General features: G+C 71.8%; 24 protein-coding genes. 15 read left to right on the plus strand and 9 right to left on the minus strand.

Annotation, left to right across the window (positions count from 1 at the left end; all coding sequences use genetic code 11):
* Positions 1 to 227: 227 nt before the first annotated feature.
* From ACIREE_RS20120 to nhaC, 3 genes are all read left to right on the plus strand, one after another.
* Positions 228 to 983: a GntR family transcriptional regulator gene (locus tag ACIREE_RS20120; RefSeq protein ID WP_404153603.1), complete on the plus strand. Its 756-nt coding sequence runs from the start codon at positions 228 to 230 to the stop codon at positions 981 to 983.
* 59 nt (positions 984 to 1,042) lie between these two features.
* Entirely contained in the window at positions 1,043 to 2,128 is a 1,086-nt protein-coding gene (locus tag ACIREE_RS20125) for a P1 family peptidase (RefSeq protein ID WP_404153606.1), read from the plus strand.
* Positions 2,129 to 2,293: 165 nt separating this feature from the next.
* On the plus strand, positions 2,294 to 3,814 hold the full coding sequence (gene nhaC, locus ACIREE_RS20130; protein WP_404153609.1) for a Na+/H+ antiporter NhaC: 1,521 nt from the start codon (positions 2,294 to 2,296) through the stop codon (positions 3,812 to 3,814).
* Here nhaC and phsA read toward each other — a convergent pair.
* Together phsA and cyc2 are read right to left on the minus strand one after the other, a co-directional pair.
* Complete coding sequence (gene phsA, locus ACIREE_RS20135) at positions 3,811 to 5,727, minus strand: O-aminophenol oxidase PhsA (RefSeq protein ID WP_404153612.1); 1,917 nt, start codon at positions 5,725 to 5,727, stop codon at positions 3,811 to 3,813. The genes nhaC and phsA overlap by 4 nt on opposite strands.
* 75 nt (positions 5,728 to 5,802) lie before the next feature.
* Positions 5,803 to 8,031: a germacradienol/geosmin synthase Cyc2 gene (gene cyc2 / locus ACIREE_RS20140; RefSeq protein ID WP_404153614.1), complete on the minus strand. Its 2,229-nt coding sequence runs from the start codon at positions 8,029 to 8,031 to the stop codon at positions 5,803 to 5,805.
* 212 nt (positions 8,032 to 8,243) lie between these two features.
* Here cyc2 and ACIREE_RS20145 point away from each other — a divergent pair, with 212 nt between their 5' ends.
* On the plus strand, positions 8,244 to 8,735 hold the full coding sequence (locus ACIREE_RS20145; protein WP_404153616.1) for a hypothetical protein: 492 nt from the start codon (positions 8,244 to 8,246) through the stop codon (positions 8,733 to 8,735).
* Between the two features lie 17 nt (positions 8,736 to 8,752).
* A complete protein-coding gene (locus tag ACIREE_RS20150) occupies positions 8,753 to 9,382 on the plus strand; it encodes a chorismate mutase (protein ID WP_404153619.1) in 630 nt (209 codons plus the stop codon).
* A 6-nt stretch (positions 9,383 to 9,388) separates the two neighbouring features.
* Here ACIREE_RS20150 and ACIREE_RS20155 read toward each other — a convergent pair whose 3' ends face one another.
* Positions 9,389 to 10,225: a pentapeptide repeat-containing protein gene (locus ACIREE_RS20155; RefSeq protein ID WP_404153622.1), complete on the minus strand. Its 837-nt coding sequence runs from the start codon at positions 10,223 to 10,225 to the stop codon at positions 9,389 to 9,391.
* A gap of 102 nt (positions 10,226 to 10,327) precedes the next feature.
* Here ACIREE_RS20155 and ACIREE_RS20160 point away from each other — a divergent pair, with 102 nt between their 5' ends.
* A complete protein-coding gene (locus ACIREE_RS20160; RefSeq protein WP_404153624.1) occupies positions 10,328 to 11,104 on the plus strand; it encodes an alpha/beta fold hydrolase in 777 nt (258 codons plus the stop codon).
* Entirely contained in the window at positions 11,101 to 12,381 is a 1,281-nt protein-coding gene (locus ACIREE_RS20165) for a cytochrome P450 (protein WP_404153627.1), read from the plus strand. Before ACIREE_RS20160 ends, ACIREE_RS20165 begins: the two co-directional genes overlap by 4 nt.
* Here the strand turns inward: ACIREE_RS20165 and msrB are convergent, their stop codons facing one another.
* The 4 genes from msrB to ACIREE_RS20185 form a co-directional block, all read right to left on the minus strand.
* Positions 12,382 to 12,789: a peptide-methionine (R)-S-oxide reductase MsrB gene (msrB, locus tag ACIREE_RS20170; RefSeq protein WP_404153630.1), complete on the minus strand. Its 408-nt coding sequence runs from the start codon at positions 12,787 to 12,789 to the stop codon at positions 12,382 to 12,384. It abuts the gene before it with no gap.
* A 31-nt stretch (positions 12,790 to 12,820) separates the two neighbouring features.
* A complete protein-coding gene (gene murC / locus ACIREE_RS20175; protein ID WP_404153633.1) occupies positions 12,821 to 14,227 on the minus strand; it encodes a UDP-N-acetylmuramate--L-alanine ligase in 1,407 nt (468 codons plus the stop codon).
* 157 nt (positions 14,228 to 14,384) lie between these two features.
* Positions 14,385 to 14,858, minus strand: coding sequence for an indole-3-glycerol phosphate synthase (locus ACIREE_RS20180; protein ID WP_404153636.1), 474 nt, complete (start codon positions 14,856 to 14,858; stop codon positions 14,385 to 14,387).
* Between the two features lie 133 nt (positions 14,859 to 14,991).
* Positions 14,992 to 15,813, minus strand: coding sequence for a pyrimidine reductase family protein (locus ACIREE_RS20185; protein ID WP_404153639.1), 822 nt, complete (start codon positions 15,811 to 15,813; stop codon positions 14,992 to 14,994).
* Between the two features lie 37 nt (positions 15,814 to 15,850).
* On the opposite strand from ACIREE_RS20185, the gene zapE reads away from it, so the two are divergent.
* The 6 genes from zapE (at position 15,851) to ACIREE_RS20215 (ending at position 21,632) form a co-directional block, all read left to right on the plus strand.
* On the plus strand, positions 15,851 to 16,966 hold the full coding sequence (zapE, locus tag ACIREE_RS20190) for a cell division protein ZapE (RefSeq protein WP_404153641.1): 1,116 nt from the start codon (positions 15,851 to 15,853) through the stop codon (positions 16,964 to 16,966).
* A 138-nt stretch (positions 16,967 to 17,104) separates the two neighbouring features.
* A complete protein-coding gene (locus ACIREE_RS20195) occupies positions 17,105 to 18,481 on the plus strand; it encodes an alkaline phosphatase PhoX (protein WP_404153643.1) in 1,377 nt (458 codons plus the stop codon).
* Between the two features lie 158 nt (positions 18,482 to 18,639).
* On the plus strand, positions 18,640 to 19,470 hold the full coding sequence (locus tag ACIREE_RS20200) for a polyphosphate kinase 2 family protein (RefSeq protein WP_404154252.1): 831 nt from the start codon (positions 18,640 to 18,642) through the stop codon (positions 19,468 to 19,470).
* Positions 19,471 to 19,559: 89 nt separating this feature from the next.
* Positions 19,560 to 20,447, plus strand: a complete 888-nt coding sequence (locus ACIREE_RS20205) for an ABC transporter substrate-binding protein (RefSeq protein WP_404153646.1) — start codon at positions 19,560 to 19,562, stop codon at positions 20,445 to 20,447.
* Between the two features lie 164 nt (positions 20,448 to 20,611).
* Positions 20,612 to 21,472: a polysaccharide deacetylase family protein gene (locus ACIREE_RS20210; protein WP_404153649.1), complete on the plus strand. Its 861-nt coding sequence runs from the start codon at positions 20,612 to 20,614 to the stop codon at positions 21,470 to 21,472.
* Between the two features lie 16 nt (positions 21,473 to 21,488).
* Positions 21,489 to 21,632, plus strand: a complete 144-nt coding sequence (locus ACIREE_RS20215; RefSeq protein ID WP_404153651.1) for a hypothetical protein — start codon at positions 21,489 to 21,491, stop codon at positions 21,630 to 21,632.
* 29 nt (positions 21,633 to 21,661) lie between these two features.
* On the opposite strand, the gene ACIREE_RS20220 is transcribed toward ACIREE_RS20215, so the two are convergent.
* Together ACIREE_RS20220 and ACIREE_RS20225 are read right to left on the minus strand one after the other, a co-directional pair.
* Entirely contained in the window at positions 21,662 to 22,330 is a 669-nt protein-coding gene (locus ACIREE_RS20220) for an ABC transporter (protein WP_404153654.1), read from the minus strand.
* On the minus strand, positions 22,327 to 23,199 hold the full coding sequence (locus ACIREE_RS20225; protein ID WP_404153655.1) for an ATP-binding cassette domain-containing protein: 873 nt from the start codon (positions 23,197 to 23,199) through the stop codon (positions 22,327 to 22,329). The genes ACIREE_RS20220 and ACIREE_RS20225 overlap by 4 nt, the downstream gene beginning before the upstream one ends.
* An 85-nt stretch (positions 23,200 to 23,284) precedes the next feature.
* On the opposite strand from ACIREE_RS20225, the gene ACIREE_RS20230 reads away from it, so the two are divergent.
* Positions 23,285 to 24,037, plus strand: a complete 753-nt coding sequence (locus tag ACIREE_RS20230; protein WP_404154255.1) for an aminoacyl-tRNA hydrolase — start codon at positions 23,285 to 23,287, stop codon at positions 24,035 to 24,037.
* 593 nt (positions 24,038 to 24,630) lie between these two features.
* Positions 24,631 to 25,944, plus strand: coding sequence for a DUF692 domain-containing protein (locus ACIREE_RS20235; protein WP_404153658.1), 1,314 nt, complete (start codon positions 24,631 to 24,633; stop codon positions 25,942 to 25,944).
* The last annotated feature ends 18 nt before the right edge of the window (positions 25,945 to 25,962 follow it).

The raw sequence follows: 25,962 nt of genomic DNA on the forward strand, positions 1-25,962 counted from the left end.
GCGGTTCGTGCGGTCTTCGCAGACTTTCGAACTGTCGACAGTTATCAGTTTCAGGCACCCGGTGTCGACAGTTGTCCGCAGAAGAAGACGATCAGCGGAAACCGTTGACAGCCGACCCTGTCCGCCTGTCCACTGTCGTCTGTCAACACTTTTACCGTTGACTGTCGACAGTTCGCGGGCCTCGGAGCCCGCGCCCCCAACCGGCCCCTCGCTCCTTGGAGGTTCCCGTGACCGGACTGGTCCACCGCGGCCTGGCGGGACAGATCGTGGAGATGCTGCGCGAGCGCATCCTCACCGGCGTACTGCCGCCCGGCAGCCGTCTCAACGAGGTGGAGATCGCCCGCGATCTGGGCATCAGCAGGGGCCCGCTGCGCGAAGCCATCGGGCAGCTGGTCAGTGAGGGCCTGCTGGCGCACGTCCCGAACAAGGGCGCCGTGGTCTTCGCCGCCCGCCCCGAGGACGTCGCGGCGCTCTTCGAACTGCGCTCGGCCCTGGAGTGCGCGGCGGCGCGGATGGCCGCGCACCGTCGCGAGGAGCGGGAGGTGACCCGCCTGCTCAAGGTGTGCGAGCGCTCCCGCAAGTCCCACGAGACGGGCCGCAAGCTCCCCTACAGCCTGGACCTGGATTTCCACCGGGCTCTGATGGAGGCGGCGCACAGCCCGCGGATCGCCGAGCAGGTGTGGCTGGTGCAGCAGCAGGTGATCGTGTTGCGCAGCGGCGTCACGTCGCGGCCCGCGCACACGGAGACGTCCCTTGCCGATCACGAGGCGATGGCGGAAGCGGTCGCGGACGGCGACGGTGATCTCGCGGCGAGCCTGATGGGGGCTCACCTCTCGCTGGTGGAGACGGAGTTGCTGCAGGCCATGCAGGCCGACTCCGGCCCCGGTCAGCCGCCGGCCGCGCACCACAGCGGGCACACCGGGCACACCGGGCACACCGGGCACACCGGGCCTGCCAGGCGTACCGGGCGCACCGCGCAGTGACACGGCAGCCCCGCCCTCGCGACCTGGGCCTGATACCGGGCGGCCTGCCGACCGGGCCGATGAACAGCCTCACGGATGTGCCGAGCGTCCGCGTCGGCCACGTCACGCTCGTACGCGATGACGCGGAGTCGTCGGAGTCGTCGGAGCCGTCGGTGCGCACCGGAGTGACCGTCGTCGTCCCGGCACCCGGCTCGGTGTTCCGTGACAAGCCGGCCGCGGGCCTCGAGGTCGTCAACGGGTTCGGGAAGGCGACGGGGCTGAGCCAGATCGCCGAACTGGGCGTGCTGGAAACCCCGTTGGCGCTGACCAACACCCTCGGTGTGGGCGCCGCCTTCGAAGGCCTGGCCCGGCACGCGCTGGACGGGCACCCGGAGATCGGCACCTCCACCGGCACCGTCAACCCGGCGGTCTTCGAGTGCAACGACGGCTGGCTCAACGACATCCGGGGCCTGCACGTACGCCCGCACCACATCGTCGAGGCGCTCGCCGCGGCGTCCGGCGGCCCCGTGCCCGAGGGGGCCGTGGGCGCGGGCACCGGCATGGTCTCCTTCGGCTGGAAGGCCGGTATCGGCTCCAGCTCACGCCTCGTCGACGCGGGTGACGGAACCCGCTTCACCCTGGGCGTCCTGGTCCTGGCCAACTTCGGCCTGGCCGAAGACCTCACCGTGCTCGGCGTGCCGGTGGGCCGCACCCTCACTCCTCAACAGGCGCGCGAGCAGGCCGAGTTCGCGCGCGGCGCCGGCTCCTGTGTCGTCCTCGTCGCCACGGACGCCCCGGCCGACGCCCGTCAGTTGCGCCGCATCGCGAGGCGCACGACCGTCGGCCTCGCCCGGACCGGCGGCATCGTCCAGCACGGCAGCGGGGAGTACGCGCTGGCCTGGTCGACGACGCAGCGCGTCCCGCACTCCCCGTCGGGCCCGGTCCGCCGGGCCACGGCCCTGGCCGAGGACGGCCCGCTCCTCGACCTGTTCTTCCGGGCGGCCGCCGACGCCACCGAGGAGGCCGTTCTCGGCGCCCTGCTCGCCGCCCTCCCGACGACCGGCGTCCGGGGCCACCACGCCCCCGCGCTCCCCGCGGACGATCTCGTCCGTCTGGTCGATCCCGTACGCCTCGGTCGGCCGGGCCGGTCGCCGCACACGCCGTGACCGAACCGGCTCACCTCCGCCAACTCACCTGACCCACATGACAGTTCAGCCTGCCGGGACAGCCGACGGGCCGCCCCGCCCTGCCCCCGACACCGCCCAATACTCCGAGTAACGCGAATACGCCGAACACTCCGAATACCCCGAATACTCCGAAAGGAGTGACCCGTGCCCGAGTCCGCCCCGGCAGAGACACCGTCCGCTCCGGCAGAGACACCCCGTCGCGTGCCGACCTTCGCCCAGGCCCTCACCCCCGTCGTCGTGATGATCGCGCTCCTGGTCACCGGCACGGTCGTCCTGGATCTCGCCCCCGTGATCCTGCTGATCGTCGCGTCGACGTTCGCGGGGGCCTTCGCCCTATGGCTCGGGGTGAGCTGGGAGGAGATGCTGACGGGCATCCGCCGCAAGATCGACTCGACGATGCCGGCGCTGCTGATCCTCATATCCATCGGCATGCTCACGGGCACCTGGATGATCAGCGGCACCATCCCGATGATCGTCGACTTCGGGCTCCGCGTGATCGCCCCGGACTGGATCGTCGTGGTGTCGTTCCTGGTCACCGTGGTGGTCTCCACGCTGACGGGGACGTCGTGGGGTTCGGTCGGCACGGTCGGTGTGGCGTTGATCAGCGTGGCGGGCGGTCTCGGCGCGTCGCTGCCGATGACGGCGGGCGCGATCGTCGCGGGCGCGTACTTCGGCGACAAGATGTCACCGCTGTCGGACACCACGAACCTCGCGCCGGTCGTCGCGGGCGCCAATCTCTTCGCGCACATCCGGCATCTGCTCTACACGACGGTGCCGGCCGCACTGGTCTCGCTGGTCCTCTACTTCCTCCTCGGTCTGACCCAGCACCCGAGCTCCACCGCGGGCACGAACAAGGACACGGAGGAGCTTCTCGACTTTCTCGGCAAGGCGTTCACGTTCAGCCCGCTGTTGTTCCTGCCGCCGCTGGTGGTCCTGGTCGGCGCGGTACTGCGCAAGCCGCCGCTGCCCACGATCATCCTGTCGTCGGTCGTCGCCGCGGTGCTGGGCGGCGTGGTGCAGGGCTTCTCGCTGAGCGATCTGAGCACGGCCGCGTCGGACGGCTTCAGTGTCGACATGCTGGCGGCCCACGGGTTCGACGCGCACTCCATTCCGGCCGCCGCTCAGACGCTGCTGAACCGAGGCGGCCTTGCCTCGATGACGAGCGTCGTCCTGATCGGCCTCGCCGGGTTCGCCTTCGCGGGCATCATCACCGAGGCCGGCTGCATGGACGTCCTGATGGCCCGCCTCCTCAAGCGGGTCCGGCGCACCGGCGGCATCGTCCTGGCGACGGTGGGCTCGTCGATCGGCGTGGCACTGGCCACCGGTACCTCGTACCTGACCATCCTCATCCCGGGCGAGGGCTTCAAGGAGGTCTACGCGCGCCACGGCCTGGAGCCGAAGAACCTCTCCCGCACCCTGGAGGACTCCGGCACGGTGATGGTGCCGTTGGTCCCGTGGAGCGAGGCGGGGATGTACATGTCCACCACGTTGGGCGTCGCGACGCTCTCGTACGCGCCGTACGCGTTCCTCTGCTACCTGGGCGCCGTGTTCGCGGTGATCTGCGGATACACGGGCTTCGGGATCGCCCGGAGCGCCCCGGCGCGCAGCCGGACCGCCACCGGGGATCCCGCGACCGATCCCGCGACCGGTCCCGCGACCGTCTAGGCCGCGTGGCCTCCGTGGCCGCCGCCGTGGCCGGCCCCGTGGTCGAACTTCATGGCCTCCTCGGGCATCACGACGAACGGCCGCATCATGCCCATGTCCTCATGTTCGAGGAGGTGGCAGTGGTACATGAAGCGGCCGTACGCCCCGTCGAACCTGCCCATGACGCGCAGCATCTGCCCGGGCAGGGCGCGGAACACGTCCTTGTGCCCCTGCTCGTTGGGCGGCAACGGGATCACGGTCGCAGGGTCGTACGTGACCGGCGCGACCGTGCCGCCCACGGTCACGTCGAAGCCGGCGGCGTCGTACGCGTCGCGGCCGAGGATCTGGAAGTCCGCCAGGTGGATGTGCATGGGGTGTACGACCGGCGGGTTCACCGCGAGGTTCAGGAAGCTCCACTGCTCGTAGCTGCCCTCGGCGACGGTGAAGCCGAGCCCGTCGTTGAAGGTCCGGGAGATCCGCCGGTACGTCTTCAACTGGCCTTTGTCATTGACGAGTTGAATGATGCCGTCGGCGGGGAGTCGGACGCCCGCGGGGTCCTCGACCTCCACCATCTCCCAGATCTCGGGATGTCCGCCGCCGCCCTTGGTCGCGGGCGGGGTCAGCACGATCAGCCGGTGCCCGTGCTCGATGTCGTGTGTCAGCTTCCGGAAGGAGCCGGAGAGCACCTCGGGCAGCGCGAACGAATCGGGTGCGCAGTTGTCGTCCACCCGGAACTCCAGCACGTGCGGATAGGGCACGTTGCCCGGCACGTCCGGCAGCCCCGGCGCCCGGTTCGGCCCCTTGTTGACCAGTCGCACCCGCCGCCCGGCGAGCGCCCCGAAGTCGATGAGCAGGTCCATCCGCTCGGCCGGGGCGACCGTGAGCGTCGGCAGCGCCGCGTCGAAGTCGACCGGCACGGGGCGCGGCAGCAGCCCGCCGTCGCTGCCGATCTGGTGGAGCACGCCCGGCACCGGCCGGCCGTGCTCGTCGATCAGGACCAGGTCGAAGATGCGGGCGTTCGACGCGTTCACCAGGCGGAAGCGGTGCCATGCAGCGTCGACCTCCGCGTACGGCCAGATCCGGCCGTTGACGGTGGTGTACGGGCCGGTGAACGGCAGGGTCACGGGCTTGCCGGTCTCCGCGTTCTTCGGGTCGACGACGACCGTCTTGTGCAGCAGCCGGCCGTTCAGCGCGCCGTCGGCGTCCGTGTCCAGGTTCCGGTCGGCGAGCAGCAGCGGTATCTCCCGTTCGTCGCATGGGAGTTGGAGTGCGTCCTCCTCGTCGTCGCGGATCAGGTACGTGCCGTAGAGGCCGGTGTGCACGTTCCACCGGGTGATGTTCATGGCGTGGTCGTGGTACCACCACTGCACGGCCTGATGGTCGTTCGGGTACTCGGCGAGCTGGGCGTCGCCGGATCCCACGGCGTTGTCGGCCCAGCCGTCGTTGCCGCCGCCGGTCTGCGCTCCGTGCAGGTGGGTCACGGACCAGGCGGGCAGCGCGGCGACGTCCGCGTTGGGCGGCACGCCGTCACGGCCGGGCCGGGTGCTCGGGTTCGGCGCCCCGATCGGCACCTCCACCGCCGTCACCGGGTACTCGCTGCCCTTCGGGATGCGGTTCGTCCAGGCGATCCGGATCCGCTGCCCGCGCCGCACCTCGATGGTGGGGCCCGGCACCGAGCCCTCGTACCCCCACATGAGGGTGGGCGGGAGCTGTGGGTGCAGGCGCTGCCAGGTGGGCCGCAGCGCGATCTCCGTCTCCTCGCGTACGTCGTCGGTGCCGGGCCGCAGGACGGGCGGAACCGTCAACGGCGCGATGTAGGGCGCCAGTTCGCCCGATCCGGCGGCGGCCCGGTCCGGTCCCGCCTGTGCGTCTGTTCCGGTCGACGTTTCGGCTGAGTTCGGTGCGTCCGTGGTGCGTTCGATGATTTCGGTCAAGGTAAGAACACCCCCGTGTGTTCTCGTCGTTCTCGACGTGTCCCCCGTTGTACGGCCGGTCAGTGGCCGCTCACCTCAAGAGACCCCCAGCGCACCGGTCAGGTTCCATGAAGGCCGCATTCCGGACGCGAAGGTTGCGCAACGGGGCGCGGCCGGGATCCGGTCCGGTACGAAGCCGTGGGTGCGGCTCGCCAGGTGATCGGCGCGGTAACGGTCCACCTTGCGGTGCCAGTTGAGGATGCCCGCCATCCAGTTCCGTAGTTCCTCGACGTAGCCGTCCAGTGCGGTCCGGGAAGCACGGGACAGCTTGAAGTCCTTGTAGAGGAAGGGGAGTTCGTGCGCGACGGTGTGCTCGAACTGCTGCATGCGCTGCGTCATGAGGTCGTGCACGATGCCGAGCGCCGTCGGATAGTCGATGCCGAAGAAGTTCTGCACGACGAGGATCCCGTTGTGGATCTCGCCCTCGTACTCGATCTCCTTCTGGTACGAGAACACGTCGTTGACCAGCATCGCGTAGTCGGCGGCCGAGTTCTCCAGGGCCCGGACGGGTCCGGTCCTGTACACCTCGGGCGGCACGGCGGGACCGTGGCCCATGCGGCACATGGACATGGTGAGGTCGGAGCCGAAGGTGGCGCGGCGCATCTCCAGGTAGTCGACGGGGTCGGGGATGCGGTTCTGGATCTGGTTCAGCACCTCCCACACCCAGCTCTCCGTCATGACGTCGACGGTGGCTTTGAAAGTGGTCCGCTGCTCCGCCGTCATCTGCGCGGTCGTGCGCGCCCACAGGTCGGCGAGGCCGCGCTCCATGGCGTTGGCCGGTGCCGGGACGGCTTCGTCCGCCAGTGGCATGCAGGCCGACAGGCGCTCGGTGCACAGCCTGGCCGCGGCGAGATCGCGCCGGTGCCCGAAGACCAGGGGGTAGTAGTCGTCCCCGTAGGTGCCCCAGGCGAGCCACTGCGCGCTGAGATCGAGGGCCTCGGGCGAGCTGTCCGGGCCGATGCCCGCGGAGCACAACGCCAGGTCGGCCGCGGCGAGCTTGTCCTCGTCCCAGACGCCTTCGCCGAGGATGCCCATGCGATGCGCCCAGGGGACGAGCCGTGCGCGCGCGCCGTCGAGCGCCGGGTTCAGCCGCACCTCGAACGGCATGTAGAAGTCGGGGAGCCGGGAGGGACCCACCTTCTGGTACGGCACGTGGGTGTACGCCCGCAGCCGCTCCGCCCCCACCGCGTCGAGCAGCGCGGGCACGTCGGCGGCGGCGGTGCCGAGCCCGGTCGGCCCACGCAGCGGCGAGGGCTCTTCGACGGCCCCCTTGTTCATGTACCGGCTCGACCGCCGGTGCCACTCGTGTCCGCCGGACTGCCAGTCCTGCAGCCCCCGGGTGTACGCGGCGACGGACTCGACCTCGTCCGGCGCGAGCCCCTTCTCCAGGGCGAGTGCGGGCACTTCGGTGAACGCGGTGTGCTCGAACTGGTGCAGGCGCGAGGTGAGCACGTCGTTGACGGCTTCCGCCGCCTCCTGCGTCGTACAGCCGAAGAAGGTCTCCAACACCAGGACACCGTTGGACAGTTCACCCTCGTCACGGACCTCGCGCTCGTACGAGAAGAGGTCGTTGCGCAGGTGCACGGCATCGGAGAACGTCTCCATCAGCACGCGCAGCGGCCTCGACTCGGCGACGGACGCGGGGACTTCGGCGGTCGCGTACTCCACGAGCCCCGCGGACCAGGGCGCACCGCCGACCTTCCGGCGCATCTCGATGTACTCGACGGGGTTGGAGACGCGGCCCTCGTTGATGTTGGAGAGTTCCCACATCGACTCGTTGAGCAGATGTTCGGTCGATGCGGCGAACCGCCGTCGCCAGTCGAGGGACATCGCGGGCACGGTGCGCCGCCACAGGTCGGCGAGGCCCGCCTCGACGGGGTTCGTCGGCTCGGGCACCGGGGTGTCGAGGTGCATGGGCATGAAGAGCGGCAGCCGGTCGAGGTGGGCCTTGCCGCCCTCCCGGTCGTTCGTGCGCTTGTACATGTCCAGGAAGTGGTCGTCGAAGAAGAAGACCCACACGTACCAGTCGGTGATCAGGGAGAGGGCGGGGCCGCCGCAGTCGGGATGCGTGTACGCGCACAGCAGACCGTAGTCGTGCGCGTCGAGGTCGCTCCGCTCCCAGACGCCGCTCCCCTCCAGCATGCCCATCTCGCGCGCCCACTCGGCCGAGTGGGCGCGCGCTTCGTCGAGGCGGGGATTGAGCCGCGCCTGATAAGGCATGTAGAAGCGCGGCAGGCGGAACGGCTGTGAGGACTGCTGAGTCATGTGCGCGGCCCTACCCAGGGCTTCCAACTGCCATCCACGGCGCGGCGCATGATCGTCCTATCGCGTGAACGACGAACGCGTGAACGACGAATGAGCGGGGTCCTCCGGGGAAGCGGCGGCCCTTGCGGGAGGCGGGCGCCCGTACGGTACGCTCCCCCACACTTGAACGCGTTCAAAATAACGGGGGACGCGTTCTTCGCCTTGGAGGGGCCATGTTCCGCACCCTTGTCGTGACCTGTGCACTGACCGTCCTCGCCGCGGTGACCACCACCGGCTGCATGGGCCGCTACGTGTCCTGCGGCCCGGAGGGCGAGACCCCTGCCGGGCTCACCGCCTCCGACCTCCTCGGCGCCTGGCACGGCGACTGGCACGACCACCCCGCGGGGGACCTCACCCTGCGCGCCGACAACTCCTTCACCGCGACCCGCGACTGGCCCGACCCCGAGCCGTTCGGCGGACTCCCCCAGGAGGAGCGTCCCGCCCTCACGACCGGCTCCTGGGACCTCGCGACTCCTGGCGACCAGGCGGACGCGGATCTCGACCTGACGTTTCCCGACCCGCACGTCGACCCCGACGGCGGGAAGTACACCGTGCCCTACTACGTGAGCGGCACCCGTGCCGAGCCCGTCCTGTACACCTATACCGACGACCCGGACCTGTGCGAGTTCCACACCCTGAAGCGCCTGAAGCGCCCGAAGCGGTGACAGACCAGGAGGCCCCGATGCCCGTACCCCTTCGAGCCCGAGGCCTCCGCGCGGCCGCTCGCTGTCTGCTCGCCCTCGGCGCGACGGCCGCGCTCTCTCTCGGCGGCGCCGCGCTCCCCGCCCCGGCCGCCACCCCCACCCCCTCGGTCACCCACGCCGAGCCGCGCCCGCTCGCCGCCGTCACCTCGCTCGCGGCGCGCAGGATCGCCCTCGCCGACAAGGTCGCCGCCGCGAAGTACGGCACGCCTGCACCGATCGACGACCCGGCGCGCGAGCGGCAGATCCTGGACGACGTCGCGGCGCGTTCAGCGGCGCTCGGCCTCGACCCGGCGCTCGCCCAGGCTGTCTTCCGCGACCAGATCGAGGCCAACAAGGTGGTGCAGCGCGGCCTCTACGCCCGCTGGGACGCCCATCCCGAGCAGCGCCCGACAGGCCGCCCCGACCTGGCGACGGAGGTGCGGCCCGCACTCGACCGGATCACCACCGAACTCCTGGGCGCGCTCCGGCAGTTGACGCCCGTTCGCGCCACCCCGGCATGCGTGCCGCTGCTCACTGCGGCGGCACTGCGCGACGCCCACTCCCACCGCTTCGACGCCCTTCACCTCAAGGGCCTGGCTCGGGCACTGCCGTCGGTCTGCGCGGTCTGAGGCGGCTCATGCGCCCCAGTGCGCGGGCCGCGTCAGCCCTGGGGGCAGCTTGGTGGCGTGGTCGCCGCGGGCCGCGTTCAGCTGGGCCTGGGTGAGGAAGATGCTGCCCGTCAGGTCGGCGCCGTCGAGCCGAGCGTCCCTCAGGTCCGCTCCGATCAGGTCGGCCGAGCGCAGGTCGGCGCCGGTCAGATCGGCGGCGACGAGGAGGGCGCCGCGCAGTGTGGCGCCGCGCAGACCGGCGGCGCGCAGCCGGGCGCCGACGAGGTCCGCGCCGCGGTGGTTCTTCTTGCGGCCGGGCACCTCGGCACGCACCAGGTCGCTCGCCCTGAGCAGCAGCGTGTTCACGTCGGCGCGGATCGCGGGCACATCGGCCGCGAGCAGTTCGTCGGCGTCCGCGCGCGTGAGCCGCTCGATGTCGTCGAGGGCGCGGCGGGCGTCGCGGTGCACGGGCTCGGCCCGGCGCAGCTCCAGCACTTCGCTCAAGTACCAGAGCAGCTCGTGCAATTGACGCATGGCGGGAAACATCTCGAACATCGCCCGCGCGCTTTCGGGGCGCTCGCGCCAGCTGACGCCCTCGAAGGTGACCTGCGAGATCTTCTGGCCCGCGCCGAAGCAGTCGAAGACGGTGCACCCCCGGTACCCCTCGTCGCGCAGCCGCGTGTGGATGCCGCAGCGGAAGTCGTCCTGGAGGTTGTGGCAGGGCGTGCCCGCGCTTTTGTCCCGCGCGAAGTCCTGGGACTTGGCGAACGGCAGCGCGGCACAGCACAGACCGAAGCAGTTGCCGCAGTCGGCGCGCAGATCCGGGCGGTCGGGAACGGTACGGGAGGCGTCGGGGGAGGTCACCCGCCCATTGTCGCCGATCGCCGGGGCACGCCCCCTTGTGGCCCGCCCGGGGCCGCGCCACCGTGGACGCGACCCGCACCGCCCCATCCCCCGGGAGTCGACGTGGCCTCCACCTTCCTTCTTCCTCATGAACTGCACGGAGACGGTCCGCACAAGGTGATCGCGGTGCACGGCTGGTTCGCCGACCGCTCCGCGTTCGCGCCGGTCGTCGCCGATCTGGACCGGGTCTCCTTCGAGTACGCGTTCGTGGATCTGCGCGGCTACGGGGAGGCGAAGGACATCCCGGGCGCGTACACGACGGCCGAGGGCGCGGCCGATGTGCTGGCGCTCGCGGACCGGCTCGGCTGGGAGCGGTTCTCGCTGATCGGGCACTCGATGGGCGGCACGGTGGCGCAGCGCGTCGTGGCGTCGCACCGGCAGCGGGTGCGACGCATCGCGGGGGTCTCGCCGGTCCCGGCGTCGGGCCTGGCACTGCCGCCGCAGCGGTGGGAACTGTTCTCGACGGCCGACATCGAACCGGCGCACCGCCGCACCATCCTCGACATCACCACGGGCGGTGTCCGTCCGGCGGCCTGGCTGGACCGGATGACGGCGCGGTCGGTGGCGTGCAGCGACGCGAAGGCGTTCCGCGCCTGGCTCGACTCGTGGACCGGCGACGACTTCCACCACGATCTGGAGGGCTGTACGACGCCGGCGCTGGCGGTGACGGGGCAGCTGGACCCGGCGCTGCCCGCGGAGCTGATGCGGGCGACGTGGCTGCACTGGTTCAGCCGCGGCGAGCTGGTCGACCTGCCGGTGTGCGGCCATTACGCGATGGACGAGGCGCCGCTCGCGCTGATCCGGGTGGTGGAGGACTTCCTGCGGGCGGACGGCGTATGACGGGGGCCGCCCCCGACGTCTTCGATCCGCGGCTGTACGCCCACGGGCCGCCGCACGAGCGCTACCGGGTGCTGCGCGACGACCACCCGGTGTCCTGGCAAGCGGAGCCGGCGGTTCTCGGCTGGCCGGAGGGGCCCGGTTTCTGGGCGGTGGCCCGGCACGCGGATGTCGTGCGGGTCCTCAAGGACACGTCGGCGTACTCCTCGTACCTGGGAGCCACCCAGATCCGCGATCCGGACCCGGCCGACCTGCCCTTCATCCGCGGCATGATGCTCAACCAGGATCCGCCGGCGCACGGCAGGCTGCGCCGCCTGGTGAGCCGGGCGTTCACCCCGCGCCGCGTGGAGGCGTTCGGGCGAGCGGCGCGTCGACGCGCAACGTCCTTGCTCAGCACGGCACTTGAGGGACCGGGCGGGGCCGGGGAGGAGAAGGCGGTCGACCTGGTCACGACCGTCACCGACGACTACGCCCTGCTCAACCTCGCCGATCTCCTCGGCGTCCCGGAGTCCGACCGCGCGCTGCTGCTGCACTGGACGCGTCGGGTCATCGGCTACCAGGACCCGGACGAGTCCCCCACGCCGCTGCTCGACGCGGCGGGCCGACCGCTGAATTCGCGCTCCCCGTCGGCGCTGGCCGACATGTTCGCGTACGCGGACGAGCTGGCGGCCCACAAGCGCGCCCACCCCGCCGACGACGTGCTGACGACGCTGGCGACGGACCCCGAACTCACCCCGCCCGAGCGGCAGATGTTCTTCTTCCTCCTGACGGTCGCGGGCAACGACACGGTCCGCGGCGCGGCGCCCGGAGCCTTGGCCCTGCTTGCCGAGCACCCGTCGACGTACGCCCAACTACGGTCAGGAGAACTCGACTTGACGACGGCGACCGACGAACTGCTCCGCCGCCACCCGCCGGTCCTCACCTTCCGTCGCACGGCCACCCGCGACACGACCCTCGCGGGAGCGCGCATCCAGCGCGGCGACAAGGTCGTGGTCCTGCACGCCTCGGCCAACCACGACGAGCGGGTCTTCCCCGCCCCCTTCCGCCTGGATCCGGCCCGCACCCCCAACCCGCACGTCTCCTTCGGCGACGGCCCGCACGTCTGCCTCGGCGCGCACTTCGCGCGGCTCCAGCTCCGGGTGCTGTACGAAGAGGTGGGCCGGGCCCTGCCGACCCTGACGCTCGCCGGGCCGCCCCGACGACTGGTGTCGAACTTCATCAACGGGATCAAGGCGCTGCCGGTGCTGCGCCCCTGGGACCTGTCAGGGACAGCGGCCTGATCAGCCCTCGACCGGCTCCAACCGCAGCGAGATCGAGTTGATGCAGTACCGCTGGTCCGTGGGCGTCTGGTACCCCTCGCCCTCGAAGACGTGCCCGAGGTGCGAGCCGCAGCGTGCGCACCGCACCTCGGTGCGGACCATGCCGTGGGTGCGGTCCTCGATGAGTTCGACGGCCGACGAGTCCTTCGGGTCGTAGAAGGACGGCCAGCCGCAGTGCGACTCGAACTTCTCGGTGGAGGTGAAGAGCTCGGCGCCGCATGCCCGGCAGGCATAGACGCCCTGCGTCTTCGTGTCCGTGTACTCACCGGTGAAGGCGGGCTCGGTGCCGGCCTGGCGCAGTACCGCGTACTCCCCCGGGTTCAGCTCCGCGCGCCACTGCTCGTCCGGCTTCTCGACGTCGTACGACATGAGGCACTCCCTTTTTGCTTCGGCCTTCGCTTCAGCGCTGTGCTAGGTGGTCCAGGATGCGCGGGCCGAGGTCCGTGACGTCGCCCGCGCCCATGGTGAGAACGAGATCACCGGGCTTCGCCATTCCCGCGATCGCCTCGACGGCCGCCGTCCTGTCGTGGGACGCCTGGACGTCGGCGCCTGCGGCGCGCGCCGCGTCGACGATCAAGGCGCTGGTGATGCCGGGGATCGGGTCCTCGCGGGCCGGGTAGATGTCGAGGACGACCGAGCCGTCCGCGAGCGCCAGGGCCTCGCCCATCTCCTTGCCCAGTTCCTGGGTGCGGGAGAAGAGGTGCGGCTGGAAGAGGACCAGCAGCCGGGCGTCGTCGGCCGCGGCGCGCATCGCCTCCAGGTCGGCCGCCATCTCCGTGGGGTGGTGCGCGTACGAGTCGATGACCTGTACGCCGCCCTGCTCGCCCTTGAGCTGGAGACGGCGGTTGACGCCGGTGTACGACTTGAGGGCCCCGGCCAGGTTCCGGGACGGGATGCCGAGCGCCACGCCCGCCGCGAGCGCCGCGACCGCGTTGTGCGCGTAGTGGCGGCCCGGGACCGAGACGGTGAAGGTGAGCAGCTTGCCGTCGAGCAGGACCGTCACCTCGCTGCTGAGGCCGCGCGGCGTGACCTTGTGGATGCGGATGTCCGCGGACTGCGACTCGCCGTACGTGACGACCTTGAGGGACGTCGTGTCGCGGATGCGGCGGGCCAGTTCGACGGCGCCGGGGTGGTCGGCGGCGATGACGAGGGTGCCGCCGGGGACGATCTTCGACGTGAAGATCTCGAAGGAGTCGTAGATCTCGTCCATCGACGCGTAATTGGCGTGGTGGTCGAGTTCGACGTTGAGGATGATCGCGACTTCCGGCTTGTACTTGTGGAAGCTGCGGTCCGACTCGTCGGCCTCGGCGACGAAGATGTCGCCCTCGCCGTGCACCGCGTTCGAGCCGGGGACGTCCAGGTCGCCGCCGATCGCGTACGACGGGCTCAGGCCGAGGGAGGCGAGGGACACGGCGAGCATCGACGTCGTGGTCGTCTTGCCGTGGGTGCCCGCCACCGCGATCGGGCGCAGGCCGTCCATGAGCGAGGCGAGCGCGTCGGAGCGGTGCACCACGGGGATGCCGAGCTCGGCGGCGCGCGCCAGCTCCGGGTTGTCCGCACGGATCGCGGACGAGACGACCACGCAGGTGGAGTCGGGGGCGAGGTGGGCCGCGTCGTGTCCGATGTGGACCGTGACGCCGAGCGCGCGCAGCGCCTCGGCCGTGGCGGACTCCCGGGCGTCACTGCCGGCGACCCGGGCGCCGCGCTGGGCGAGGATCTTGGCGATGCCCGACATTCCGGCGCCGCCGATGCCGATGAAGTGCGGTCGGTCCATGGCGGCGGTAGAAGTGGGCAGGCCGGGTGCCATACGTGTCTCTCCCCTGAGGATCTTCTGCGGTTCTGCGGCGGGCCGCTGCGGTCGTTGTACCGAGGTTCTTCGGGTGACCCGGTTCGTGGTCACTTCGACCACGGACCGGGCCAAGCCTATTGCCTCGGCCCCGTCCGTCCCGCATCCGAGCCCGGCGTCACGCCTTGCTGTACGAGAACAGCTTCAGAACCGGCACGCCCACCTTGTGCCGGGCCCGCGAGGCCCAGTCACGGTGGAAGAACTCCTCGACGTAGTGCGGGTCGGTCAGCACGATCACCTCGTCCGCCCTCACCTCGTCGACGAGCGCCCTGAGCGCGTCGAGCGGGTGGTCCTCGATGAGCCGTCCCTCCGCGGCGCAGCCGGCCTGGTGCAGCGCGGCGAGGGAGACGCTCAGCGCCTGCTCGGCGGGGGCCTTGGCCTCGTCGCCCTCGGGCACCTCGTCCTCCCGGGCCGCCTCGTCCAGTTCGCCCATCGCGACGTCGTCGATGGCTCGCAGCAGGCGGTCCGCCTGGTCGCCGCGGGGCTGGAGCAGCACGTGGAAGGAGACCTCCTCGTCGCCGTGCAAGGTGGTGACGAACTCCACGTCGGCGGACGTCAGGGCCTTCTCGATCATCAATACGCTCGTGAACACGACGGGCGCCCTTCTACTCCTGCCGTGGGCCGTCCTGCGACCGGCCCCTGGGGATCTGCGGAAACCATCCTGCCCCGTGGCCGCACGGGGCCTGCCAGATTTAGTGTGCCCAGCGAAAGCTAAACGGAACGGATCATTCCGCCGAGTGTCGGCTTCGACGGTATCGGGTGAAGAGGAAACCGTCCTCTTCCAGGAGAGATGCCAGCTCGAAACGTTCCGGCAGGGCCAGCTCAGGGCCTCCGGCAATGCGCTGCGCCGTGCCCGCGGTGAGCAGCGGCGACACCGTCAGGCAGAGCTCGTCGAGCACCTGTGCGGCCACGAACTGGCCCAGCATCCGCGGCCCGCCCTCCGTGAGCAGCCGCGTCAGGCCCCGCTCGGCCAGCGCCCCCACCGCGCGCTCCGGCTCGACACCGGCGCCCTCCCCCGCGACCAGCACCTCGACGCCGGCCTTCCGCGCCGCCGCCACCCGGTCCTGCGGCGCGGCCGCGCCGGTGACGACGTACGTCGGCGACAGTGGCTCGGTGAAAAGCGGAAGGCCGAAATCCAGGTCGAGGCTCGCGCTGATCACGGCGATGGAGGGCGCTGGGCCCTGCCCGGCCGCCGCCCGGCGCGCGGCGAACGCCTCGCGGGGGCGGGCCGGCCGGTACCCCTCCTGGCGGACCGTCTGGGCGCCGACGACCACGGCGTCCGCGAGACCGCGCAGCGTGCCGAAGATCCGCATGTCGGAGGGGCAGGAGATGGGGTGGGAACGGCCGTCGTGCTGGGCGGCGCCGTCGAGGGTGGAGACCATGTTGGCGCGCAGCCACACCTCTCCCGTCACCTCGGCCGGATACGCGTAGGCGTCGGCGAGCTGGTCGAGGCTCCACTCACGGCCCAAGGGTCCCTCGGGCCCCCCGTGTCCCTCCCCACCCGTGTGATCTGCTGTTTCGTACGTCACAGGGAACAGGCGTCGCATGACGAGCAGTGTGCCACGGCTACTAAGCTGCGGAGCTGTGTCGTCCTCCACCGAAGCCACCGGCGCCCGCCAGACGGGCAGCAGCCCCATAGCCGACGCGGCGCCCCAGTCCCTGTGCGCCCGTGAGCCGCACGTTCCCGCGGAGCGTCTGGTCGCCGAGATGGTGCCGCCGCCCCGTTTCAGCTCCGCCCGCTTCGACACGTACATCCCTGATCCGAACCAGCCGAGCCAGACCCAGGCCGTGCAGGTGCTGAGCTCGTTCGCCGCCGGCCTCGGCGGGGCGCACGCCGCCGGCGGCGGCAAGAAGCGGGGCCTGTTCGGCTTCGGCAAGAAGCCCGCCGCCCCGACCGGCCCCCGCGGCGTCTACCTCGACGGCGGGTACGGGGTCGGCAAGACCCACCTCCTGGCCTCCCTGTGGCACGCCACCCCCGCGGCGCCCGAGCACAAGGCGTTCGGCACGTTCGTCGAGCTGACGAACCTGGTCGGTGCCCTCGGCTTCCAGCAGACCGTGCGCACGCTGAGCGAGCACCGGCTGCTCTGCATCGACGAGTTCGAGCTCGACGACCCGGGCGACACCGTCCTCGTCTCCACGCTGCTCGGCAAGCTGGTCGACGCGGGCGTCGCGCTCGCCGCCACCTCGAACACACTGCCCGGCAAGCTCGGCGAGGGCAGGTTCGCCTCCGCCGACTTCCTGCGCGAGATACAGGGCCTGTCCGCGCGCTTCAGGCCGCTGCGCATCGACGGCGAGGACTACCGGCACCGTGGCCTGCCCGAGGCCCCCGCGCCGTTCTCCGACGAACAGGTCACCAAGGCCGCGTACGCCACCGAGGGCGCCTCGCTCGACGACTTCCCGCACCTGCTCGAGCACCTGGCGCGGGTGCACCCCAGCCGGTACGGCGCGCTGACGGACGAGCTGCGGGCGGTCTGTCTGACGGACGTCTCCGCCGTTCCCGACCAGTCGACGGCCCTGCGGCTCGTGGTCCTCGCCGACCGGCTCTACGACCGGGAGATCCCGGTGCTCGCCTCGGGGCAGCCGTTCGACGCCCTGTTCAGCGAGGAGATGCTGAACGGCGGATACCGGAAGAAGTACTTCCGGGCGATCTCGCGGCTCACCGCCCTGGCGCGCGACGCCAAGGGGCTCGTCCACGCGTGATGCCCGCGTCGGGGGTGGGCTGTGCGACACGAGTAACCGGCCCCCAACTGCGGTTGCTACGCGCGTGGTTCACGCGAACAAGCGTGCGTGATAGACACACCGGGTCACAGTTCCTGTCCGCCAACAGGAGGTTGCCCCATGTCTGAAACACGGCTGTCCGCAACACGACGTCAAGTCCTCGCCCGCACCGGCGCCTTGGGGGTGGGTATCGCTTTCGCCGGAACCCTCTCCGAGCTGTTCGCCGGTTCCGCCGCCGCCCAGGGCCGCACCGGCTACGGCCCCCTGGTGCCCGACCCGGCCGGTCTGCTCGATCTCCCCAAGGGGTTCCGCTACCAGGTCCTCTCACGCGAGGGCGATCAACTCCGGTCCAAGGAAGGCCCGGTACCCAGCAACCACGACGGCATGGCCGCCTTCGCCGGCAGACAGGGCCGCGTCCATCTCGTGCGCAACCACGAGAACCGGGTCACCGGCAAGGTCCCCGTGCCGACCGTCGACGGGCTCACGTACGACCCGATGGGCAAGGGCGGCTGTACGGCGCTCACCCTCGACCGGCACAACAACGTACTGTCCGAGCGGGTCGCCATCGCCGGTACGGCTGTCAACTGCGCCGGTGGGCACACCCCTTGGGGTACCTGGCTCACCTGCGAGGAGACCGAGGACAAGGCTGGCACGAACGGCTACACCAAGGACCACGGTTTCATTTTCGAGGTCGACCCCGCCGACCCGCACCGCTCGGGAGCCGTCCCGCTGACCGCGATGGGCCGCTACCAGCACGAGGCGATCGCCGTCGATCCGCGGCGCGGGGTCGTGTACGAGACCGAGGACGCGTTCGACAAGCCCTTCGGGCTGTTCTACCGGTTCCTGCCCAACAAGCCGCGCGGCGGCCTCGGTTCACTGCGCGCGGGCGGCACGCTCCAGGCGATGCGGGTGCCCGGCGTCCCCGATCTGTCGGCGGTGCAGGAGACCGGGGCGAGCTTCGGCGGCATCGAATGGGTCGACGTACCGGACCCGCTGGCCGCTCAGACACCCATCCGCAACCAGGACTTCGGACCCAAGGGCATCACCCACGGCCAGAAGCTGGAGGGGTGCTACTGGGGCGGATCGTGCGTGTACTTCGTGTCGTCGTACGCCAGGAGCAGGGAGGGGTCCGCCGCCGACCACTTCGGGCAGATATGGCGCTACGACCCCGCCGCGCGCAGGCTCACCCTGGTGATCGTCTTCGGCCCCGGCACCGATGTGCAGCTGCCCGGCGAGGAGCCCGACAACATCTGTCTCGCGCCCAGCGGCGGCCTGATGGTCTGCGAGGACGGCGAGGGCGCGCAACACGTCTTCGGCGTGACCCGCAAGGGCGACGTGTACGCGATGGCGCGCGGCCGCCAGAACATCGGGACGGCCGAGGCGCCCGCGTGGGGCGAGTTCGCCGGAGTCACGTTCGCACCGGACGGCGGCACCATGTACGTGAACTGCTATACGCCCGGGACGACGTTCGCCGTAACCGGCCCCTGGCAGAAGTAGCGCACTTATAGCGGCGCCGCCCGCGCCGACGCAGGATCGAAGGATCCGACCGTGAGGGGTGCGCAGTGGCCAAGTCCACGTCCAGGAGCGAGAGCAGGAGCAAGGGCAAGGGCGAAGGCGCGAAGAAGGGCGGCAACGGCTCCGCGACCGCCGTCCCACTGCGCGAGCTGCTGCGCATCCCCGGGGGCAAGCAGACGGCCCTCACCTCGTACGATCCCGCCGGTACGCCCGGCGGACCGCGCACCAAGGCGGAGGGAGTCGCGGCGACCGCCCGGACGGGCGAGCGCCTCGCCGGTCTCCAGGAGCGCCTGTGGGCGGCGGGCTCCGCCGGCGACCGGCGCCGCGTGCTGCTGATCCTCCAGGGCATGGACACCAGCGGCAAGGGCGGCACCGTCAAGCATGTGATCGGTGCGCTGAACCCGGCCGGGTGCCGCGTCAGGGCGTTCGCGGCGCCCACGCCCGAAGAGCTCGCCCACCCCTTCCTGTGGCGCATCATGAAGGCGCTGCCGCAGCCGGGCGAGATCGGCATCTTCGACCGGTCCCAGTACGAGGACGTACTCATCGCACGCGTAAGGGAGTTGGTGCCGGCCGGTCAGATCGGTCGGCGCTACGGGCACATCAACCGGTTCGAGAAGTCGCTGGCCGACGACGGCGTGACCGTGCTGAAGTGCTTCCTGCACATCTCCTACGAGCAGCAGAAACGGCGGCTGCTGGCGCGGCTCGACAATCCGGACAAGCACTGGAAGTTCAGTCCGGGTGACATCGAGGACCGGGCGCTGTGGCCCGCGTACCAGGAGGCGTACGAGATCGCCCTCGACCGGTGCTCCACCGAGGAAGCGCCCTGGTACGTGGTGCCCGCCGACCGCAAGTGGTACCGCAACTGGGCGGTCGGCACACTGCTGTTGGACCACCTCGAGGACATCGATCCGCAGTACCCGAAAGCCGACTTCGACGTGGCGGCGAGCCGCAAGCGACTCCTTGCCACCTGACCTGCCTCTCCTCCCAAGTGCCGTACAGGTGGCCGGATTTGGCGGGTTCGGGCGGAGTGGTGCGCTCGTGGCCTGGGCAGGGTCCCGGGATGGAAGAACGGTCATCCACAGCGTGGGAGTTCACCGACGACCGCGGACATGTCGCCGCCGCGCCAGAGGCGCCGGGGCGGGTCGCCGCGTATATACAGGCAGGGGCGAGCCTGTGGGATCTCGGCATACGTCCCGTGGGCATCTTCGGCTCGTACCACGACGGGGAGAGTCCCGATCGCGCCAAGTCCGGGGCGCTGCCCCTCGGCGACATCGCGTACCTGGGGGCCGGGGCGGGGCTCGGGCTCGATGACGTGCTCGCGGTGCGCCCCGACCTCGTGGTGGCGCTGACGTACGGCGGCGGCCAGGTGTACGGGGTCGAACCGGAGGTGGCGAAACATCTGGAGGAGCATGTACCGGTCGCCGTGATCGATGTCGGGCAGGGGCGCGGGCTCGCCGCCGTAAGGGAACGGGTGGCGGAGCTCGGGCGCTCCCTCGGGGCGGCAGAAGGATCCGCGGCGCTCGGTGAACTCACCCGGGCGGAGAGAGAGTTGGCCGCGACGGCCGAACAGGCAGGCGCAGTGCGGGTATTGGCGCTGTCGCCCGGCGGACCCGACAGCGTGCACCTCGCGCGGCCCGCGAAATGGCCCGACCTGAGCGCGCTGACGGGACTCGGGGTGCGCACGGTGGAGCCGCCCGAGGGGCCCGGTGCCAACTGGCACACCGGGACCTGGGCCGACGCGGCCGAACTTGCGCCGGATGTGGTGCTGGTGGACGCCCGGGCCAACGCGGCGCCACCGGAGCAGTACGCGGGGGACGAGCAGTGGGCGGCCGTGGCCGAGCGGGCCGTCGTGCTGCCGTGGAACCCGGAGATCGCGGCCAGCGCGGCCGCGCATGCGGCGTTCTTCGACGGGGTGGCGGGGGCGTTGCGGCAGCGCGGGCAGCGCTGAGCCCTGCTGCGACGGCCGGCGCCTTCCCCTTTGAGTCCCCTTCGAGTCTCCTCCGGGTTCCCTTCGAGTCCCCTTTGAGCCGTTCGGGGAGCGGAGGGTGTCGCGACGCGAGGCGGGCGCCTTATTTACGCAGATAATCCCATTTGCGGAGTTATCGTCGCCGCGTGATCAGCCCCCTCCGTCGTACCGCACTGACCTGCGCCCTCGGCGCCCTCGCCCTCGGTGCCGCCGCCTGTTCCGGCGGCACCGAGCCCTCGCACCCGGGGCGGACCGGCCCGCCCGCCGCGAGCTCCTCGGCCGTGGCGCCGACCGAGCCGCCGACCCTCGCCCCGGGTCCCGCCGGCCTCACTCCCGTCTTCAAAAGCGCCCTGAAGTCGAAGAACCGCACGGTCGCGCTCACCTTCGACGCCGATATGACCGCCGACCAGGGTCCGCGCGCCGCCTCGGGCGAGCACTTCGACAACCCCCGGCTCGTCGCCACGCTGCGCAGACTGAAGGTTCCGGCCACGGTCTTCATGACCGGGCGCTGGGCCGATCAGTACCCGGCAGAGGCGAGGGACATCGGCGGCGACCCGCTCTTCGAGGTCGCCAACCACTCGTACAGCCACTACGCCTTCACCGGCGACTGTTACGGCCTGCCCACGGTGCCGGCCGGGCGGATGCGCGCGGACGTCGAGCGGGCGTTCACGGCGTTCCGCAAGGCCGGGGTCGCCCACGTGGTGCCGTACTTCCGCTTCCCCGGCGGCTGCTACGACCAGGCGGCGCTCCGGGCCCTCACCCCGACCGGCGTCACCGCCGTGCAGTGGGACGTGGTGAGCGGCGACGCGTTCGCGACGGACGCGGACGCGGTGACACGGCAGGTGCTCGACGGCGTGCGGCCGGGGTCGGTCGTCGTCATGCACTGCACCCGCAGCGCGGCGCCGACGACGGAACGGGTGGTGCGGGCCGTGGTGCCGGCGCTGCGCGCGAAGGGCTACCGGTTCGTACGGGTCTCGGAGCTGCTCGGGGCGGCCCGGAAGGCGTGACCGTACGCTGAGAGGCATGACGGACAACGCTGAGGACGTCCAGGTCGCCGAGTGCGTGCTGTGCCGCGAGCCCACCGAGTATCCGGAGTCCACCAAGGGCGCGACCCTGTGCCCGGTGTGCGAGTGGCAGGAGGCGCAGCGCACGGCCTGCTCCGGCTAGGACCTGTCTTCGCCCGGTGCTGCTGAGGCTCAGCGGCGGGACGACAAGGCGCAGGCCGCTGTCGCGCAGGCGGCGGCCAGCACGGCGGCCGCGGCGAGCGGGAGCAGCGGGGCCGGCACCCGGCCGTCCTGCGAGCCCGTGATCAGGTCCGTCACAGCCGAGCGCGCCGGGGAGCCGGGCGCGACCAGGGCGAGCAGCGCGCAGAGCAGCATGCCGGCCACGCCGAGCCCTGGGCCGCGTACCACCGGCCAGGCCGTGACGGCGCCCATGGCGACGCCGGTCAGGGCGCACACCAGCATGGCGAGCAGGCCGGCTCCGGCCGCGGGCGGCACCGGCACCTCGACCTTGTGGTCGGTGCTCGCGCCGTCGCTGATGAGCGCCACGACGACCGTCGCCGCCGCGCCGAGCACCGTCGCCGTCAGAAGGGCCGTGACCAGGCTCGCCAGGTGCGCGCGCCAGGGTGCGGTCGCCGCCGCGGTACAACTGCGGGCGGCGGGCGGCTCGTTGGAGACGCAGATCCGCACCAGCCAGGCGCTCACGGGCAGCAGCGCCGCGGCCGCGTATCCGAGGGAGTCGAGCACGGGCTGCCCCGTCTGCACCCCGATCCCGAGGAACGCCGCGTACAGCACGACCGGCGCGACCCAGCGCTGCGAGCGCAGCAGCAGCGCCGACTGGTAGGTGAGCAGGGCGGTGGTCATCGGCCCTCCGAAGGTGCGGGCTCGGCATGGACGGCGACGACGTGCCAGGGCGGCCGCGCGTTCAGCAGCGTACGGAGAACGGTGTCGGAGTGGCTGGCCGGCACGGTGACGCGTACGGTGCGGGCGTCGAGCCGGGTCAGGGTGTGCGGGTGGGGGAGGTCGGGGTCGGCCGCCGCCCCCGTGGCGGTGACGGCGACGGATGGCTGCATAGATACTGACGGGGCATCAAAGTCCTTGATTCTGCTGAGACTTGACCCCTCGATGAGGTATGTGGCGTCGGGGGCGTCCGCGAGGCGGGCCGGGTCGTGGTCGACGAAGAGTACGGCGCCACCGGCCGCGGTGCGCTCGGCGACGGCGCGGTCCAGTTCGTCGCGGGCCGCGGCGTCGAGCCCGGTCCACGCCTCGTCGAGGACGAGCAACTCCGGTGCGGCGAGCAGGGCTTGGGCGACGGCGACCTTCTGGCTGCTGCCCTTGGACAGCTCGGCCAGCGGGGTGCGCGCGTGCCCGGCGGCGCCGAACCGCTCCAGCCACGCCCCCGCACTCCGCTCGGCCGCGGCCCGTACGAGACCGTGCACGCGGCCCAGATGCGTGAGATAGCCGAGCGCGGTGAACGGCAGGGCGGCCGGGAAGCGTTCGGGGACATAGGCGGTGCGCGGGCGGCCGGCGACCCGGCCCTCGCTGGGCGCGTCGATCCCGGCGGCGAGCCTGAGCAGCGTCGACTTGCCGGTGCCGTTGGCGCCCTGCACGCGGACCAGGGCGCCCGCGGGCACGTCGAGGTCCACGCGGCGCAGCACCCAGGGCCCACCCAGTCCGTAGCGGCGGCCGACGTTGCGAAGGGAGAGGTGTCCTGTGGGCGGGTCGGGGCGCATCCGGTCATCTTGGCGTACGCCTGCGGCGCACGGGGCGGGGGGTGCGCGGGCTGCTGGCAGACTGGAGGGCGTGACCAGCGATGACATCAGCAACGACACCAGCACGCCCCAGGCACCCGACAGCCCGTTCCGCGACGAGCGCACCGCGCGCGACGAGGCTCCGCAGTTCGTGCTGCCGCTGGTGGTGCGCATCGAGCGCGCCGCCCCGCCGGCCCGCACGGACGCCCTGGAGACGGCGGCGCGCGCGGTGCTGGTGATCCTCGGCGACGAGCGGTCCGTCGGCGACGGCGCGTGGGCGGCGGTGATGCGGGACTGGCAGGACGCCCGGATCCGCAAGGTGGTGCGGCGGGCGCGGGGCGCGGAGTGGCGCCGCGCGGAGACCCTCGACGGCATCACGGTCACCGGTCCCGGCGGCGCCGAGGTGCGGGTCTTCCCGCCGGTCCCGCTCGACGGCTGGCCCAAGGACCTGGCGAAGCTCCAGGTGTCCGGCACGGACCTGGACGACCCCGAGCCGCCGCCCGCCCCGGACCCCGCCGCGCCGGTGCTGTGGCTCAACCCCGACCTCGACATGACGGCGGGCAAGGCCATGGCGCAGGCCGGCCACGGGGCCCAGCTGGCCTGGTGGGAGCTGTCCGACGCCGACCGCAAGGAGTGGCGCGAGGCGGGCTTCCCGCTGTCGGTGCGGACGGCCGACCGGTCCCGCTGGGAGCCGCTGACGCGGGCGGGGCTGCCGGTGGTGCGGGACGCGGGGTTCACGGAGATCGCGCCGGGGTCGTGCACGGTGGTGGCCGAAGGGGCGCGCGAGGGCGGACTGCTGTCGGGGCTCGGCCGGCGCTGAGCCGCCGCACCCGCGCACCGGACCGGCGGGAGACCGGGAACCGGCGGCACCGTTCGTCCCGCCCGCCACTCGGTCATCCGGCGTCCGCCCGGGTCGGCGCGCGGGTCCGAATTGCGGGGGTTCGTACCCTGGCGGCCGGGCGCCCGGCGGCCTAGCATCGACGCGTCCGAGTATTCACACTCGGACGGGTCGCCTCCGGCACATCGGTGAGCCGACCGCCTTCCGCCCCCCTGGACCCCGGGCCCGCACAGCACCCCATGCGGCCGGGTCGTTCACGCCGACGCTCGCCCCGGCCTCGTCCTCCGAACCCTGCGGGGCGAACTCCCGCACGCCTCAGGGGCGGTGAGGACGGTGAGCACGAGAACCGCGCAGGGGGGAGACGCGCGCTCCCGTGCTTACAGGCCGCCGCCGATGCCGGCTCAGCCACCGGCGGCGGCCACACCCTCACACTCGCTCCCGGCCGATGGCCGGACGGGAAACCTCAAATGTTGCTCTGAACGTCCTGCCTCCTGGGTTCACCCGGGTCCCCCGGGGTGATGACAACAGCACGCCGCAGCGCACCGTCACGGCAGGGGCAGAGGAGGGGGACCGCCATGCAACAGCACACACGTCTGGGCACCGGGATCGGCTGGCGACCGGAGATCGCCGACATCATCGAGGCCATGCCCGGCATCGACTGGGTCGAGGCCGTCGCCGAGAACCTCTGCCCGGGCCATCTGCCCGACTCCCTGCTGCGACTCCGCGAGCGGGGCGTCACCGTCGTGCCGCACGGCGTCTCGCTCGGCCTCGGCGGAGCGGAGCGGCCGGACGAGCACCGGCTCGCGGACCTCGCCGCGCGCGCCCAGGCACTGGGTTCGCCGCTGGTCACCGAGCACATCGCGTTCGTACGGGCGGGCGGTGAGCGCACGGCGTCGCCGCTCCTGGAGGCGGGGCACCTGCTGCCCGTGGCGCGCACCCGCGACGCGCTCGACGTGCTGTGCGAGAACGTCCGGATCGCGCAGGACGCGCTGCCCGTGCCGCTGGCCGTGGAGAACATCGCGGCACTGTTCGGCTGGCCGGGCGAGGAGATGACCGAGGGCCAGTTCCTGTACGAGCTCGTGGAACGCACCGGCGTGCGGCTGCTGATCGACGTGGCGAACCTGTACACCAACTACGTGAACCGCGGCGAGGATCCTGCCGAGGCGCTGGACGAGCTGCCGGTCGAGTCCATCGCGTACGTCCATGTCGCGGGCGGCTTCAAGCGGGACGGTGTCTGGCACGACAGCCACGCCCATCCGGTGCCGCCGCCCGTCTTCGGCATCCTGGCCGATCTGGCGTCGCGGGTGACGCCGCCGGGCGTGCTGCTGGAGCGGGACGAGAACTTCCCCTACGACGAGACGGCGTTGGAGCGGGAGGTGGCGAAGATCCGGGAGACCGTGGCGGCCGCCGCCACACCCGCGGCACCTTCCGCCGCACCGTCAACTCCGCTGCGGGACAAGCCTGTCAAGGAATCGGTACGCGAACGGGTCGCGCTCGCCCAGGCCGCCCTGCTCTCCTCCCTCGTCGCGGGCGCTCCCGCCCCGGAAGGCTTCGACGACGCGCGGCTCGCCGTGCAGAGCCAGGCCCTGGTTGCCAAGCGGGCCGACGTCGTCGCCAAGGTGGCCCCCGAACTGCCGGAGATCCTGGGCCGGAGCGCGTACCGCACGGCGTTTCTGGAGTACGCCCGGCGGCGGCCCATGACCGACGGCTACCGGCGCGACGCGCTCGACTTCGCCGAGAGCCTGCTGATCGGGCAGCGTGTCGACGAACCGTTCGCGCGCAAGCGGCTGACCGACTGGTGGCTGGACCGTTCGGGGCCCTCGCCGCTGGCGGGGCGCCCGATGGCGCGGGCGCTGCGGGCCGCGCGGTTCGCTCTGCGCCGCGGCTGACCGCCGCCGGGCTCGACC

Origin of the sequence: Streptomyces sp. NPDC102467 (assembly GCF_044765445.1) — a bacterium.
Lineage (GTDB): Bacteria > Actinomycetota > Actinomycetes > Streptomycetales > Streptomycetaceae > Streptomyces.